This window comes from Serratia sp. CY37869 (assembly GCF_052168895.1).
Taxonomy (GTDB): Bacteria; Pseudomonadota; Gammaproteobacteria; order Enterobacterales; family Enterobacteriaceae; genus Serratia; species Serratia ureilytica.
Genome location: NZ_JBJNLU010000006.1, coordinates 45726 through 60049, shown reverse-complemented (window position 1 = coordinate 60049; position 14324 = coordinate 45726). Strand labels below are relative to the sequence as shown.

Sequence of the window (14324 nt, the reverse complement as noted above, 5' to 3'; positions counted from 1 at the left end):
ATGTGCGATCGAATAAATCGCTTTTTGAGGAAATGAAATTTCCGCTCCGTCTGTTAAAATACCCTGTCAATATTTCAGGCGTCAGGCCAATGCGCCTTCACCCCACTGCGAGCCGAATGGATGAACAACCCAACTCAACTTTCGCTGTTACAGGACGAGATCCGCCACCGTTATGAAACGCTGAGCAAGCGTTTGAAGCAGGTGGCGCGCTACATTTTGGATAACAGTAACAGCATCGCTTTCGATACCGTTGCCTCCATCGCCGCACAGGCCAGCGTGCCGCCTTCCACCCTGATCCGTTTCGCCAACGCCTTCGGCTTCAGCGGCTTCAACGAAATGAAGCAGGTGTTCCGTCAGCATCTGATGGAAGAGACGGTGAACTATACCGAGCGCGCGCGCCTGTTCCGCCAAACCTCCACCGACGACAACGTCGCGCCGGAGAAACCGGCGGAGATTCTCAACGTGTTCACCATGGTCAACGCGCAGGCGCTGCAGCAGCTGGCGATGCAGATCGCCCCCGAGCAGCTGGATCGCGCCGTCGAGCTGCTCAACAACGCCGAAAACATCTACGTGATCGGCCTGCGCCGCTCGTTCAGCGTCGCTTCCTACCTCACCTATGCGCTGCGCCATCTGGAGCGCCGCGCGTTTCTGATCGACGGCCTGGGCGGGATGTTCACCGAACAGCTGAGCATGGTGAAACCGAAGGACGTGGTGATCGCCATCAGCTATTCGCCGTACGCCCGCGAGGCGGTGGAACTGGTGGAATTGGGCGCCAAGCGCGGCGCGCAGCAGATCGCCATCACCGACAGCCAGGTCAGCCCGCTGGCCGCCTTCAGCGACGTCTGTTTCGTGGTGCGCGAAGCGCAGGTGGACGGGTTCCGCTCGCAGGTGGCTTCGATGTGCCTGGCGCAGACGCTGGCGGTCTCGCTGGCGCTGAATAACGCCCGGGACGAGTAAAGCTGACAAAAAAGCCCGGCAAGCCGGGCCTCAAGCGCCTATTGCGCGGCGGGGTAGCCGTCGCCGTTAATCCAGGCGTGGTCTTTTTCCCAGGTGAACTTCCACTGCCGCACCGGCCCGGCCATCACGTTGAGGTAATAGTTGTCGTAACCCGCCAGGGTCGCCACCGGGTGATAACCGCGCGGCACTTTCACCACGTCGCGATTGTAGACCGGCATGCACTCGTCGAGCGTGCGGTCGTCGGTATAGACGCGCTGCATGCAGAACCCTTGCTCCGGCTGAATGCGGTGATAGTACGTCTCTTCCAGATAGGTTTCGTCCGGCGAGTCTTCTTGATCGTGCTTGTGGCTCGGGTAGGAGCTGGTGTTGCCCTCGTCGGTGTAAACCTCCACCACCAGCAGACTGTCGGCCGGCTCGCTGTCCGGCAGAATGTTGTGCACCAGCCGCTGGTTGCGCCCCTTGCCGCGCCGCTCCACGCCGATATCCGCCGGCGTGATCAGCCGTGAAGGCAGGTGGCCGCCGCCGGGCGCGCTGCACACCGCCAGCTCCAGATCGGTTTCCGCCCGCACGTCGATGCGATCGTGGTGCGGCACATACACCGCATACGGCGGCGTGCGCTCGAACGGGCTCATGCGTTTGCCGATATGCGGGTATTCAGCGCGCCGCGTGGCGACGGAGGCGATACCGGCCACCAGCACCAGACACAGTTCCTTGTCGCCGCATTCCAGCTGCAGCGACTGCCCGGCAGCCAGGCGGTAAACGTCAAAGCCGACATAGCGCCAACCGGCATTTTCCGGCGTCACGTGCTGGATACGCCCCTCGGCGTTCGGCGTCTGACATTTGGCAAGCAGTGAAGACATTTCGATTCTCCTGTTAACTCGCAGTGCAAAGGCCGTTGCTCCGAAGGAGCAACGGCCTGGCCTGAGTGTGAAAGCGCTTAGCCCAGCGTCGGCATGCTGAATTCGGACACCGTCTGCTGCCCGGCCGGCCAGCGCGCGGTGGCGGTCTTCATGCGCGTGTAGAAGCGCACGCCGTCGGTGCCGTGCACGTTCAACGCGCCGAACACCGAGCGCTTCCAGCCGCCGAAGCTGTGGAACGCCATCGGCACCGGCACCGGCACGTTGACGCCGACCATTCCGGCCTGCACGTCTTGCACGAACTGGCGCGCATAGTGGCCGCTGCCGGTGAAGATGGCGCTGCCGTTGCCGAATTCGTGGCCGTTCACCGTGTCGATGGCGGTGCGGTAGTCCGGCACCCGTACGATGCCCAGCACCGGCCCGAAAATCTCTTCGCGGTAGATGCGCATGTTCGGCGTCACATGGTCGAACAGCGTGCCGCCGACGTAGTAGCCTTCAGGATAGCCCGGCACCTGATAGTTGCGGCCGTCGGCCACCAGGGTGGCGCCTTCTTCCACGCCCAAATCGATGTAGCCCAGCACCTTTTTCTGGTGAGCGGACGACACCAGCGGCCCCATTTCATTCTCTTCGCCGCCCTGCTGCAAGCCCGGCCCGACCCGCAGCTGCGCGATCAGCGGCTTCAGTTTGGCGATCAGTTTATCGGCAGTGTCGTCACCGACCACCACGGCGATCGGCAACGCCATGCAGCGCTCGCCGGCAGAGCCGAACGCGCCGCCCATCAGCGCGTTGACCGTGGCGTCCAGATCGGCGTCCGGCATGACGATCGCCTGGTTCTTCGCCGCGCCGAAGGCCTGCACCCGCTTGCCGTGCGCGCTGGCGGTGGTATAGATATGTTCCGCCACGGTGGAGGAGCCGACGAAGCTCACCGCCTGAATGCGCGGATCGGTACACAGCTGCGCCGCCTCTTCATTGGCGCAGTGCACCACGTTGAACACGCCGTCCGGCAAACCGGCTTCCTTCAACAGTTCCGCCAGGCGCACCGAGGCCGAAGGCACCAGCGCCGGCGGCTTGAGGACGAAGGTGTTGCCGCAGGCCAGCGCGATGGGGAACATCCACATCGGCACCATCGCCGGGAAGTTGAACGGAGTAATGCCCGCCACCACGCCCAGCGGCTGCATCAGCGAGAAGCTGTCGACGCCGCTGCCGACATCAGATGAGTACTCGCCCTTGATCAGATGCGGGATGCCGCAGGCGAATTCGACCACTTCCATGCCGCGCGTCAGTTCGCCCAGCGCATCCGAATACACTTTGCCGTGCTCGCTGACGATAAGCTCGGCCAGCTCGTCGCGGTGCTGTTCCAGCAGCGCCTTGAAATTGAACATGATGCGCGCGCGGCGCAGCGGCGTAGTGCGCGACCAGTCGGCGAACGCCCGGTGGGCCACGTCGATGGCCTGCTTGACTTCGGCGGCGGTGCTCTGCGTGACGCGCCGCTCAACCTGCCCGCTGGCCGGGTTGTGCACGTCGACGGTCTGATTGCTGCTGCTCAGGCACACCTGCCCGTCAATAAAGTTACCCACGGTTTTCATGTCACGCCCTCTTTTCAAGTCCGCTGTCGCCTGGCCACACGCAGGCGGCGCGGCGTTAATCGTCCCGCTCGCCAAACCCCGTCGGCAAGCCGGCTACATCCTGACCGGATGCAGCAAACTCTATTTCATTGAAAAAAAAGTTTCAAATAAATTGTTTTGAAAAATTTATTTTTAGTGCGTGAGGTCGCAATTTTGCGGTGTCGATCGGGTTGGCGCTTTCATTACCGCGCCAATCAAGGCGCGGTTTCGCAGGAGAGTCCATCGCTAATGCACACTGACTTTGCTACAGAAAATCCGCACTGCGCCTGACCTGCGGCCGTTACCGCCTCCCTCCGAACGCCCAAGGCGCCCGGATCGCTCGCGACGGTTTTTTTTGAACTGGATCTAAAAATCAATATTCCATTATTCACTAATTATGAAATAAATGTTCTTGTTTGTTCCAGCATTTATCAACGACATCGCCTTGATGACAGGCACGGTTCACACCCTTCCGCTCGCCCTCTTCCCGACACCCCAACCGTGCGGACGGAAGCCAGGATAAAAATCGGAGCAACACATGTCATATCAGCGTAAGCACAATACCGGTTACATATTGCGAATTTGCGGCATCGCCGCCCTGGGCGGCATTCTGTTCGGCTACGACACCGCCGTGATCTCCGGCGCGATCGAAGCGTTGAAAACCTATTTCAATCTCAGCCCGGCCGAAACCGGCTGGGCCGTCTCCAACGTGGTGATCGGCTGCGTGGTCGGCGCCTTCGCCGCCGGGCCGCTGGCGGCGCGCTGGGGCCGTAAAAAAGCGCTGATGCTGGCGGCGCTGCTGTTCACCGTTTCCGCCGTCGGCGCCGCATTGGCCCCGACCTTCACCTGGTTCGTCATTTACCGCATCATTGGCGGGCTGGCGGTCGGCATCGCCGCCACCGTGTCGCCGATGTACATGTCGGAAGTGTCGCCGAAAGACATGCGCGGGCGGGCGCTCAGCATGCAGCAGTTCGCCATCGTCTTCGGTCAGATCGTGATTTTCTACGTCAACTTCAAAATCGCCAGCCTCGCCAGCGAAGCCTGGCTGGTGGAAATGGGCTGGCGCTGGATGTTCGCCTCGGGCGTGATCCCCTGCATTCTGTTCTGCATCCTGGTGTTCGTCATTCCTGAATCGCCGCGCTGGAACGTGATGATGGGCCGCGACGATCAGGCGCTGGCGATGTTGACCAAAGTCTCCAACGCCGCCCACGCGCAGAATCTGCTGAAAGAAATCAAAGACTCGCTGCAGCAGGATCAACAGCAGCAGCACCGGAAGCTGAACTACGGCGATGTGCGGGTGCGTTTCATCCTGTTCGTCGGCTGTATGATCGCCATGCTGCAACAGGTCACCGGCGTTAACGTGATGATGTACTACGCGCCGGTGGTGCTGAAAACCGTCACCGAAAACGCGCAGGAAGCGCTGTTCCAGACCATCTGGATCGGCGTGCTGCAGCTGGTCGGTTCGGTCATCGGCGCCATGCTGATGGATCGCATGGGCCGCATTCCGTTGATGCGTTACGGCACGCTGGGCGCCATCGCGGGCCTGCTGCTCACCTCGTACGCGCTCTACACCCAGGCCACCGGCTATTTCGCGCTGTTCGGCATGCTGTTCTTCATGGTGTTTTATGCGCTCTCCTGGGGCGTCGGCGCCTGGGTGCTGGTGTCGGAGATCTTCCCGAACCGCATGCGCGCACAGGGGATGAGCATCGCCGTCGGCTGCATGTGGGTCGCCAACTTCGCGGTGTCGCAGTCGTTCCCGATGATCAACGATCACCCTTACCTGTTCTCGCATTTCCACGGCGCCTTCCCGATGTGGATCTTCGCCGCCTGCTGCCTGTTCAGCTACTGGTTTATCGGCCGCTATATCCCGGAAACCAAAGGCGTCTCGCTGGAAAAAATGGAGCAGGTGGTGTTGGCCAAACGCCACCGCCAATCCCAGCCCGACGGCAAGCCGCTGCCGCTGGAAAACGGCAAATCCTGATCTCTCAACCCTGACCGCTGGAGTCATGCCCATGAACATTGCGCTGGACCGCTTCTGCATTAACCGCAAGATCGCGCCGAATCTCGATCTGGACCGTTTTTTCCGCCTGGTGAAACGCTGCGGGCTCAGCAAAGTCGAGCTGCGCAACGACATGCCCAGCGGCAAGGTGACCGACGATCTGAGCGACGCGCAGCTCAACGCGCTCGCCGCGCAATACGGCATCGAGATCGTCACGATCAACGCCCTCGGCAGGTTCAATCTGATGGATGACCCGGCAGCGCTGCAACAGCGCGCCGAAGCGATGCTGGCGCAGGCGCAGGCCATCCGCAGCCGGGCGCTGGTGCTATGCCCCCACTGCAGCGCCGACGACACGCGCAGCGAGCAGCAAAAACGCGACGACACCCTCGCGGCGTTGCGGCTGCTGGCACCGCTGTTTGCCCGCTATGGCGTACAGGGATACGTCGAACCGCTGGGCTTCGGCATCAGCTCGTTGCGATCGTCGCTGTTGTCCCAGGCGCTTATCCGCGACTCGGGCGCGCCGTACCGCATTGTGCTCGATACGTTCCACCACTATCTGAGCGGCGTGACGCAGGCCGACTTTGACGCGCAGATCCAGGTGGCGCAGATCGGCCTGGTGCATCTGTCCGGCGTGGAGGACGGGCGGGATAAAAGCGCGCTGAGCGACGAAGAGCGCATCATGCTGAGCGAGGGCGATCGGCTGGAGAGCCGCCGCCAGGTGCAGAACCTGGAACGCCTGGGCTACACCGGCGTCTATGCTTTCGAACCGTTCTCTTCACAGCTGGACCGCTGGAGCGAGGCGGATATCGAACGGGAAATCCGCCAGAGCATCGCCCTGCTGCAAGGGTAAACAAAACGGCCTCCGCGGAGGCCGTTTTTCATGGCGTTACTTCAGGTTGCCGACCACCAGCTGATGGCGCTCGTTGTAAAACTTACGGTAGGCCAGATAGCAGGCGATGATGGTCGACAGGCTGGCGGTGGAAAGCAGCATGAAGGTCACCATAATCTGATATTTGATCGCTTTCACCGGATCGATGCCGGCGAAGATCAGCCCGGACATCATGCCCGGCAGGCTGACCAGCCCAACGGTTTTCGCCGAGTCGACGGTCGGGATCAGCGAAGCGCGGATGCTGTCGCGGATCAGCGCCGCCGACGCGAACTTGGGCGTCGCCCCCAGGCTGAGCATCTCCTGAATCTTCTGCTGCTCGCTTTTGAAACGCTGGCCGAGGTTGGTATAGCACAGCCCCACCGCCACCATGGCGTTACCGGCGATCATCCCGGAGATGGGGATCACCTGCATCGGCGTAAATTCAATGGAGCCGGTCAACACCAGCACCGCCAGCGTCAGCACCGCGCCGGTGGTGATGGCGATAAACGACGTCACGAACGCGTGTTCGACGTACTTGCTGCGTTTCTTGGCGTTGTAGGCCGCGTTAAAGCAGATGAACAGCACCATCAACACGGTGAGAACGGCGTTATCCAGGTCGAAAATATACTTCAGCACGTAGCCGACGATGATCAGCTGCACCACCGCGCGGCAGATGCTCCAGATGATGTCCTTTTCCAGCGCCAGCTTTTCCCGGTGGCTGATCAGGATGGCGACCACCACCAGCACCATCGACAAGCCCAAGGATTCGTTGGTGATATTATGCTGATTCATGCTGTTGCTCCTGTGGCTCGGCGCCGTGCGCGCGCAGGGTGATCACCTCGTCCGCATGCGCGATCTCTTCGGTATCGTGCGTCACCCACAGCACCGCCAGCCGGTGTTCCGCCACCAGCTGATGCACGATTTCGTTGACGTTGCGCTTATTTTCCTCGTCCAACGCGCTGGTGATCTCATCGAGCAACAGCACCCGCGGCATAAACTGCAGGTTGCGGATCAGGGACACGCGCTGCTTCTCCCCGCCGGACAGTTCATTGATGCTTTTCGTCAGCATCGCCTCCGGCAGGCCGAAACGCGCCAGATCGGCCTTCATTTTTCGCTCGGCCGGCGGTTCCTGGCGGATCTGATACGGCAGCGCCAGATTGTCGTAAACCGTATTGCCGAATAGCGCCGGCGTCTGGAAGCAATAAGAGACCTGCTTGCGATACGCCTCCGGCGACATCTCGTCGATCGCCTGGCCGTCAAAATAGAGGCTTCCGCTGGTCGGATTCATTAAGGAAGAGATGATTTTCAGCAGCGTGCTTTTTCCGCAGCCGGAAGGCCCGGTGATCAGTTTGAACTCGCCCTCACCCAACGTGAAAGAGACGGAGTCCAGGATCACCTGGCGGTCTATTTGATAATGAATATCATCCAATCTCAGTATGTCTTTCTTTTCCTTCATTACGATGCCGGCTCCCTACACCTGTTCCCGTCTGAGCGATAAGTATATGGTCGCAAAAAACATCTTAGCAATGCCTGCGCGGAGGGCGGAAAGCTGAGAGGAGGATTGGCGGAGCGAAACGCCCCGCCAAATAATAAGATTAATTAATGTTTAGCTGTAAGATAGTCAAAAGCGACCGTCAGGGTCGAATCACTCTTTTTTTATCGCTGCCTGTTCGTCGCAGCTGTACCAGCGTAGAGAATTGTTGATGCTGCGGTGGGTGCAGCGGACCTTGCCCTCCTTTTCCAGCGCCAGCAGCAGGGTGCGGGTGGTATAAATGTTTTCACCGCATTTATCAGCCAGCTCGCGGGTCTTCGGCCACTGCTCCGGCGGGGGATGATGGCCGCCGGAGCCTTCCACACGATCCCTGCACAATCCTTGCAACACATTCAGCATCAGCGATTTTCTGCTTTCAAACGTTTTCGGCGCCTTGGCCATAGCATTCCTCCTGAGTGGTTACTGCTGAGCTCCCCGCTCACGACTGCACGTCAGCAATGCGCAGGGTATAAATCATGGTGGCGTCCGGAGGGATCGCCGGCGGGCTGCCCTGCTTGCCGTACGCCAGCGCCGGCGGCACCACCAGCGTGATCGAGCCGTGGCGCTGCAGCTTCTCGATAGCCGCGCGAAACAGCGGCGGATAGCGCGTCAATGGCTGCGAGATCACCGTTCCCGCGAGCTCCATGTCTTTGATCACCCGGCCGTCGGTCAGGCTTTCGCGCACCACGATATCCACCCGATCGTCGGCGCCGATCGCACCGCTGCCGGCATAGTCCACCCGGTAGTAGAAACCGAGCGCATCTTGCTTGACTCCCTCCTGGCGGGCGAAATCGGCCAGATAGGCCTTGCCGTCCGGAGGGGGAGCCTGTGTCTGTTGCGTCTGCTGCAAACGTTGCTGCGCCGTGCGCAGCGCGCTGTCGATGGCGGCCTCATCCAGCCGCAACCGCCCGGCCAGGGTATCGGCGATGCCCGCCAGCAAAAGCCGCCGATCCGCCTCCAGTCCCGCACGCCGGTTCTCCTGTTGCAGATGCAAAATATCGCGCCCCAGCGATACGCCGGCGGCATACGCCTGCTTGTCCGCCTCGCTGGCCAGCACCGGGGCCTCAGCCGCCTGCCGCCGCTCAGCCAGCAAGGTGTCTACCCGCTGTCGTTGCTGTGCCAACTGCGCCGTCAAGCTTGCGCTGCGCTGTTCGGCCCGCGTGAGCGAAGCGGCCAGCGCGGTGACCTCAGGCAACGGCGCAACGGCCTGCCGCAACGCCTTCAGGGCATCGGCCAGTGGCCGAATATCGACATCGGTCCGCTCGCTTTTCGGCGCCGCGGCGGCCTGAGCCGCCGCCAACTGGCGCTCCAGCTGACGGATTTTCTCCGCCTGCTGTTGTACAGAGTGCTTCAGAGAAGTTAAACGAGCGCCGTCTGCCCCCGCGACGGCGGCCGGTTTGGCGGCCGGTGCGGGCGCCGGTTTACGCGCGGTTTCCTCCTTGAGCGCGGCCGGCGGAGCCTGCCGCTGTTCGGCAAATTTCAACAGGGCGGGAATGCCGTCGTCAGCGGCGCAAACGGCGCCGCTCAGCGCCAACAGCCAAAGCCCCATCGCCCATCTTTGCGCGCATCGCTTCATGGCTACAGATTCTCGACCCGGTTGGACAGATCGGACATCAGCTCATGTTCAACGTCGGCGCAGAATTTCTCGGTTTTATATTGATAAAGAGCATCAATCGCTTTACGGGTGCTTTCATCCACATTGCCGCGCACGCCGGCATATCCGGAAGCGTTGGAAAGCAGACCGTTAAAATAGGCAATGCGTTTTTGGTAACTCTGCGGATTAATATTTTTTAATGAGTTAACCCGTTGCTGGCAAAGCGCGATACGTTGTTCATCGGATTTATCATTAGGATTGTTCTGTGAAATTTTTTTCACGGAATTCAGGTTTGTCTTGCTACCGCCCACGCAGCCTGACAGCGACATGACAGACAGTAAAAATATAGCAGAAACTACCGTGCGGCGGCCGCCGCAAGCATTAATCATCGTTATCATTCCGTTTATAATCCTTTAATTGTCACTTAGGTCATCATTATGTGGCGAACGGCAACAGCACATGCCTTAATTTGATTAATCAAAATGGGTTAGGCAGTGAAAAATCCCTATACCGCAGTGCGATAGAATAATTCACTACCGATGACATTGTTATTTAATTGTTAATGAATTAGACCTAAACGCGGGCTAAACACGAATAAAAAAACCAATCCCTTAGGAGAAGAAAACCACGAAACAACAATAAAAACAATAGATTATGTTTTATATTTTGTTTCTAAAGGGAAATTCATCATCTGCTGCCTCAGGGCGATATTAGCAAAACAATATGGCGAATTGTAGGTATCAGCCTATTTCCCCCGATCTAATATCTCGCATATCGTTATTTATATAGTGATTTATACTGGATAATATTTGTATACGATCTATTGGTTTTAAAGCAAATATATTTCTTTTTCCTTTTGGTTTTATATTCTGAATTTGACTTAATTTAATAAAATCTATTTCCAAGCAATACTATTATTTGCAAGAATATTCCCAGCAACACGCCACACGTAAAACTCGTATTTTATTTACCAGAAAATCCATTGTCGATTTTCCCAATCTCGTTATTTCTCATAAATAACGGATGTTGGCGTATTGCCCAGAGCAAAAGGATCTGGCTCCAACCGTACGGCCGGCGACATGACGTTGCCGCCGCTGCGGGGGATTTAGATGTGCTGTTCTTTTTATTTAAAAACTCTCTACAGGAACCTGAGAAATGAAACTGAATAAATTAATGCTGGCAACCGTGATTGCTTTCGCTTCTGCATCTGTTGCTCACGCCGCATCTAATCAGGGCAGCGGTAAAGTCACCTTTACCGGCGAAATTATCGATGCGCCATGCAGCGTCGCGCCGGAATCCGTTGACCAAACCGTACCAATGGGCCAGATCAGCAGCCGCATCCTGGCTAACCAGGGTAAATCCAGCATGCAACCTTTCAACATCGAACTGAAAGATTGCTCCATCTCCACCATGAAAAACGTCAAGGTGACCTTTACCGGCACGCCTGATCCGGTCAACAACAAACTGCTGGCCCTGAGCGGCACGGCAACCGGCGCCGGCATCGTGATCTACGACAACCTGCACTCCAAGGAAGTGGAACTGGGCACGGCGACCGACGGTCAGGGCCTGAACAACGGCGACAACTCGCTGAAATTCGCCGCTTACCTGCAGGGCAGCAGCGCCTCCGCCGCCGTGGTGCCGGGCGACTTCACCAGCGTGGCCAACTTCACCCTGGCTTACCTGTAATACCCCACAGGGGATGTCTCAGGGCATCCCCCGCTTGATTGCATGCCGACGAGAGCGGCAAGGGAACAGGGCAAGACAGGGAGACGCCAGCATGACTATCCGCCTTTGCGGCCTGTTGCTCATCGCGCTCAGCGTAGGCAGCGCGGCGGCGGCAGTGAAAAATCAGGGCCACGGCAAAGTCAGCCTGGGCGGCACCATCGTTGAAACGCCGTGCGGCATCGCCAGCGACAGCCTGGATCAAACCGTCGATTTCGGTCTGATCTCCATGACCGATGCCTCGCAGGACGGGCAATCGGTGCTGATCGGCAGCCGCCGTCATTTCACGATCAAACTGGTGAACTGCGAACTGGCCAGCCAGGTGAAGCCTGACTTCATCTATCGCGCAGCCAACGTCACCTTCGACGGCACCGCCGACAGCCGGGATCCTTCCCTGCTGGGCGTTTACGGCGAGGCGCAGGGCGTGGCTATCGAGCTGTTGACCGATGCCGGCACCCCGATCCCGCTCGGCAGCACGACGGCGGATTACCAGATCGTCGCCGGCGACAACACGCTGCGTTTTGGCGCGCAGTTGCGCCTGCATCCCGATAAGGCACGGGCGGGCGGCTTCAGCTCTCTGGCCAAATTCACCCTGTCTTATCTCTAGCGCCGGCGGGCGCTGCACAGCATTACGTATTCAGGTCGCACGGATGACCTGCTATTGGGCGCGGACTTGCCATGAGTGATTATGCTATGACGTCATTACTGACACGGAAACACCTACCTCTTCTCGTCATTCTATCTTTCCTCTGGGTGCGTCCGGCATTTTCCGCCACGGAATTCAATACCGACGTCCTGGATATCGGCGAGCGCAGCAAAGTGGATCTTTCGCGTTTCTCCGATGCCGACTACGTCATGCCCGGCGCTTATTTGCTGGACATCAAGATCAACCAGAAAACGCTGCCCCAGCGCAGCATTCAGTATTTCCCGTCGCCGGATAACAAGAGCGGCAGCCAGGTGTGCCTGCCGCCTGATCTGGTGGAAAAAATGGCGCTGAAAGAAGAAGCGGCCAAAAAAGTCACCCTGTGGCACGACAACCAGTGCGCCGACATTCGCGGCATCAAAGGCGCGACCGTCTCCGATCGCATCGGCGGCGGCGTGCTGGCGATCACCATCCCGCAGGCGTGGATGAAATACTCCGATCCCGACTGGACGCCGCCCGAGCAGTGGGACGACGGCATTCCCGGCCTGCTGCTGGACTACAACCTGAGCGGCCAGTTAGGCAAGCAGAATCACAACAACAACACCGCCCAGAACCTGAGCAGCTACGGCACGCTGGGCGCCAACCTGGGCCCCTGGCGCCTGCGCGCGGACTACCAGGCCAATTACAATCAGCAGGCCGGCGATCGCAGCACCGGCTTCGACTGGAACCAGATCTACGCCTACCGCGCGCTGCCGATGCAGGCCGCCAAGCTGACGCTGGGTGAGATTTATCTCGACTCCGGGGTGTTCGACGCCTATCGCTTCACCGGCCTCAATCTGGCCAGCGACGAGCGCATGCTGCCGCCGAACCTGCAGGGCTACGCGCCGGAAGTGCGCGGCATCGCCAAGAGCAACGCCAAGATCACCGTCTCGCAGGAAGGCCGCACGCTGTACGAAACCACCGTGCCCGCCGGGCCGTTCGCCATTCAGGATCTCAACAGCTCGGTGCGCGGCAAGCTGGACGTCAAGGTGGAAGAGCAGGACGGCACCGTCTCGACCTTCCAGGTGGATACCGCCACCATTCCGTACCTGACCCGCCCGGGCTACGTGCGCTACAACGTGGCGCTCGGCAAAACCTCGGCCTACGACCACCGCACCCAGGGCCCGCTGTTTTCCGCCAGCGACTTCTCCTGGGGGCTGAGCAACGCCTGGTCGCTGTATGGCGGGGCGCTGCTCGGCGGCGACTATAACGCCTGGGCGCTCGGCCTCGGCCGCGATCTGAACGTGTTCGGCGCCATGTCGCTGGACGTCACCCAGTCGATCGCCCGTCTGCCCGGCGAGCCGACCGCCAGCGGCATGTCGTTCAAGCTCAACTACGCCAAACGGTTCGATGAGCTGAACAGCCAGATCACCTTCGCCGGCTACCGCTTCTCGCAGCGCAAGTTCATGAACATGTCGCAGTACCTGCAGGAGCGTTACGGCGATTACGACAAGAATTACAACGGCCGCCAGAAAGAGCTGTATACCATCACCGCCAGCAAAACCTTTATGGCGGAAGACAGCGCCAAGGCGATCACCGCCTACCTGACCTACTCGCACCAGACCTATTGGGATGCGCGAACCCAGGACCGTTACGGGCTGTCGGCCAGCAAGCTGTTCAGCGTCGGCGATATCAGCAACATCACCGCCTCGCTGTCGGCTTACCGCACCTATTACCAGGGCCGCACCGACGACAGCGTGATGCTCAACTTCACCGTGCCGATCGGCGACCGTCGGCGCGTCGGTTATGCGCTGCAAACCAACAACGGCGATGTCACGCAGACCGCGTCGTACAACGACTACAGCGATCCGGACAATACCTGGCAGGTCAGCGGCGGCTTTAATCAGTCCGGCAAATCGCTGGCGCGCGGGTACTACACCCACAACGCCTCGTTTGGCTCGCTGAACGCCAGCGCCTCTTACCAGCAGGACAGCTACTCGTCGATCGGTGGCTCGTTCCGCGGCGGCCTCACTGCGACCCGGCACGGCATCGCGGCGCATCAGAACTCGAGCAACGGCGGCAGCCGCATGATGCTCGACACCGACGGCATCGCCGGCGTGCCGATCAACAACGGCCGCGCCTACAGCAACCGTTTCGGGCTGGCGGTGATTTCCGACATCACCAGCTACTACAACACCGACACCCGCATCGACGTCAACAAGCTGGCGGACGACGTCGAGGCCACTCGCGCCGTGGTGCAAGGCACGCTGACCGAAGGCGCCATCGGTTACCGCCACTTCGAGGTGGTGAAAGGCAGCAAGCTGCTGGCCACCATTCGCCTCGCGGACGGCAGCGAACCGCCGTTCGGCGCCGCGGTGCTGAGCGAGAAAGGCCGCGAGGTCGCGGTGGTCAACGACGGCGGCTCGGTTTACCTGACCGGCGTGCAGCCGGAGGAAAAACTGGACGTCGCCTGGGAAGGCCAACGCCGCTGCCGCATCGTGATCCCGGGCGCCGCCAAGCCGCTGGACCAGCTGCTGCTGCCGTGCGCCACCCTGTAATCCGTAACGCTG

At 59.8% G+C, this 14324-nt stretch carries 13 protein-coding genes; 6 read left to right on the top strand and 7 right to left on the bottom strand.

All coding sequences use genetic code 11. The features are described 5' to 3' along the window. The first annotated feature begins 120 nt into the window (after positions 1-120). Positions 121-957, top strand: coding sequence for a MurR/RpiR family transcriptional regulator (locus tag ACJ8J1_RS23125; protein WP_004930856.1), 837 nt, complete (start codon positions 121-123; stop codon positions 955-957). Between the two features lie 38 nt (positions 958-995). On the opposite strand, the gene iolB is transcribed toward ACJ8J1_RS23125, so the two are convergent. Beyond that, the gene (gene iolB, locus ACJ8J1_RS23120) at positions 996-1817 is read right to left on the bottom strand and encodes a 5-deoxy-glucuronate isomerase (RefSeq protein WP_033645320.1); all 822 of its coding nucleotides are present in this window, start codon (positions 1815-1817) and stop codon (positions 996-998) included. Between the two features lie 77 nt (positions 1818-1894). Beyond that, positions 1895-3400, bottom strand: a complete 1506-nt coding sequence (locus ACJ8J1_RS23115) for a CoA-acylating methylmalonate-semialdehyde dehydrogenase (protein ID WP_033645321.1) — start codon at positions 3398-3400, stop codon at positions 1895-1897. A gap of 556 nt (positions 3401-3956) precedes the next feature. Here ACJ8J1_RS23115 and ACJ8J1_RS23110 point away from each other — a divergent pair. Together ACJ8J1_RS23110 and ACJ8J1_RS23105 are read left to right on the top strand one after the other, a co-directional pair. Continuing rightward, entirely contained in the window at positions 3957-5399 is a 1443-nt protein-coding gene (locus ACJ8J1_RS23110; protein ID WP_033645322.1) for a sugar porter family MFS transporter, read from the top strand. Positions 5400-5430: 31 nt separating this feature from the next. Beyond that, on the top strand, positions 5431-6267 hold the full coding sequence (locus ACJ8J1_RS23105) for a TIM barrel protein (protein WP_033645323.1): 837 nt from the start codon (positions 5431-5433) through the stop codon (positions 6265-6267). A 36-nt stretch (positions 6268-6303) separates the two neighbouring features. Here the strand turns inward: ACJ8J1_RS23105 and fetB are convergent, their stop codons facing one another. The 5 genes from fetB to ACJ8J1_RS23080 all read right to left on the bottom strand — a co-directional run bounded on the left by fetB (position 6304) and on the right by ACJ8J1_RS23080 (position 9808). Continuing rightward, positions 6304-7077: an iron efflux ABC transporter permease subunit FetB gene (fetB, locus tag ACJ8J1_RS23100; protein WP_033645324.1), complete on the bottom strand. Its 774-nt coding sequence runs from the start codon at positions 7075-7077 to the stop codon at positions 6304-6306. Continuing rightward, complete coding sequence (gene fetA / locus ACJ8J1_RS23095) at positions 7064-7741, bottom strand: iron efflux ABC transporter ATP-binding subunit FetA (RefSeq protein ID WP_033645325.1); 678 nt, start codon at positions 7739-7741, stop codon at positions 7064-7066. The genes fetB and fetA overlap by 14 nt, the downstream gene beginning before the upstream one ends. A 189-nt stretch (positions 7742-7930) precedes the next feature. Next, positions 7931-8218: a FaeA/PapI family transcriptional regulator gene (locus tag ACJ8J1_RS23090; protein WP_033645326.1), complete on the bottom strand. Its 288-nt coding sequence runs from the start codon at positions 8216-8218 to the stop codon at positions 7931-7933. Positions 8219-8255: 37 nt separating this feature from the next. Beyond that, positions 8256-9365, bottom strand: coding sequence for an FKBP-type peptidyl-prolyl cis-trans isomerase N-terminal domain-containing protein (locus ACJ8J1_RS23085; RefSeq protein ID WP_226772922.1), 1110 nt, complete (start codon positions 9363-9365; stop codon positions 8256-8258). A gap of 29 nt (positions 9366-9394) precedes the next feature. Then, positions 9395-9808: a hypothetical protein gene (locus tag ACJ8J1_RS23080; protein WP_033645328.1), complete on the bottom strand. Its 414-nt coding sequence runs from the start codon at positions 9806-9808 to the stop codon at positions 9395-9397. A gap of 757 nt (positions 9809-10565) precedes the next feature. Here ACJ8J1_RS23080 and ACJ8J1_RS23075 point away from each other — a divergent pair. The 3 genes from ACJ8J1_RS23075 to ACJ8J1_RS23065 all read left to right on the top strand — a co-directional run bounded on the left by ACJ8J1_RS23075 (position 10566) and on the right by ACJ8J1_RS23065 (position 14312). After that, complete coding sequence (locus tag ACJ8J1_RS23075; RefSeq protein WP_033645329.1) at positions 10566-11096, top strand: fimbrial protein; 531 nt, start codon at positions 10566-10568, stop codon at positions 11094-11096. A 91-nt stretch (positions 11097-11187) separates the two neighbouring features. Next, positions 11188-11739 (top strand): fimbrial protein, encoded by a 552-nt coding sequence (locus ACJ8J1_RS23070; protein ID WP_033645330.1) that lies wholly within the window; start codon positions 11188-11190, stop codon positions 11737-11739. Positions 11740-11825: 86 nt separating this feature from the next. Further along, a complete protein-coding gene (locus ACJ8J1_RS23065; protein WP_046687943.1) occupies positions 11826-14312 on the top strand; it encodes a fimbria/pilus outer membrane usher protein in 2487 nt (828 codons plus the stop codon). The last annotated feature ends 12 nt before the right edge of the window (positions 14313-14324 follow it).

Bases quoted from the DNA above. Each gene is read 5' to 3' on its own strand.
- ACJ8J1_RS23125 (WP_004930856.1), top strand. From the start codon at position 121: ATGAACAACCCAACTCAACTTTCGCTGTTACAGGACGAGATCCGCCAC.
- iolB (WP_033645320.1), bottom strand. From the start codon at position 1,817: ATGTCTTCACTGCTTGCCAAATGTCAGACGCCGAACGCCGAGGGGCGT.
- ACJ8J1_RS23115 (WP_033645321.1), bottom strand. From the start codon at position 3,400: ATGAAAACCGTGGGTAACTTTATTGACGGGCAGGTGTGCCTGAGCAGC.
- ACJ8J1_RS23110 (WP_033645322.1), top strand. From the start codon at position 3,957: ATGTCATATCAGCGTAAGCACAATACCGGTTACATATTGCGAATTTGC.
- ACJ8J1_RS23105 (WP_033645323.1), top strand. From the start codon at position 5,431: ATGAACATTGCGCTGGACCGCTTCTGCATTAACCGCAAGATCGCGCCG.
- fetB (WP_033645324.1), bottom strand. From the start codon at position 7,077: ATGAATCAGCATAATATCACCAACGAATCCTTGGGCTTGTCGATGGTG.
- fetA (WP_033645325.1), bottom strand. From the start codon at position 7,741: ATGAAGGAAAAGAAAGACATACTGAGATTGGATGATATTCATTATCAA.
- ACJ8J1_RS23090 (WP_033645326.1), bottom strand. From the start codon at position 8,218: ATGGCCAAGGCGCCGAAAACGTTTGAAAGCAGAAAATCGCTGATGCTG.
- ACJ8J1_RS23085 (WP_226772922.1), bottom strand. From the start codon at position 9,365: ATGGGGCTTTGGCTGTTGGCGCTGAGCGGCGCCGTTTGCGCCGCTGAC.
- ACJ8J1_RS23080 (WP_033645328.1), bottom strand. From the start codon at position 9,808: ATGATAACGATGATTAATGCTTGCGGCGGCCGCCGCACGGTAGTTTCT.
- ACJ8J1_RS23075 (WP_033645329.1), top strand. From the start codon at position 10,566: ATGAAACTGAATAAATTAATGCTGGCAACCGTGATTGCTTTCGCTTCT.
- ACJ8J1_RS23070 (WP_033645330.1), top strand. From the start codon at position 11,188: ATGACTATCCGCCTTTGCGGCCTGTTGCTCATCGCGCTCAGCGTAGGC.
- ACJ8J1_RS23065 (WP_046687943.1), top strand. From the start codon at position 11,826: ATGACGTCATTACTGACACGGAAACACCTACCTCTTCTCGTCATTCTA.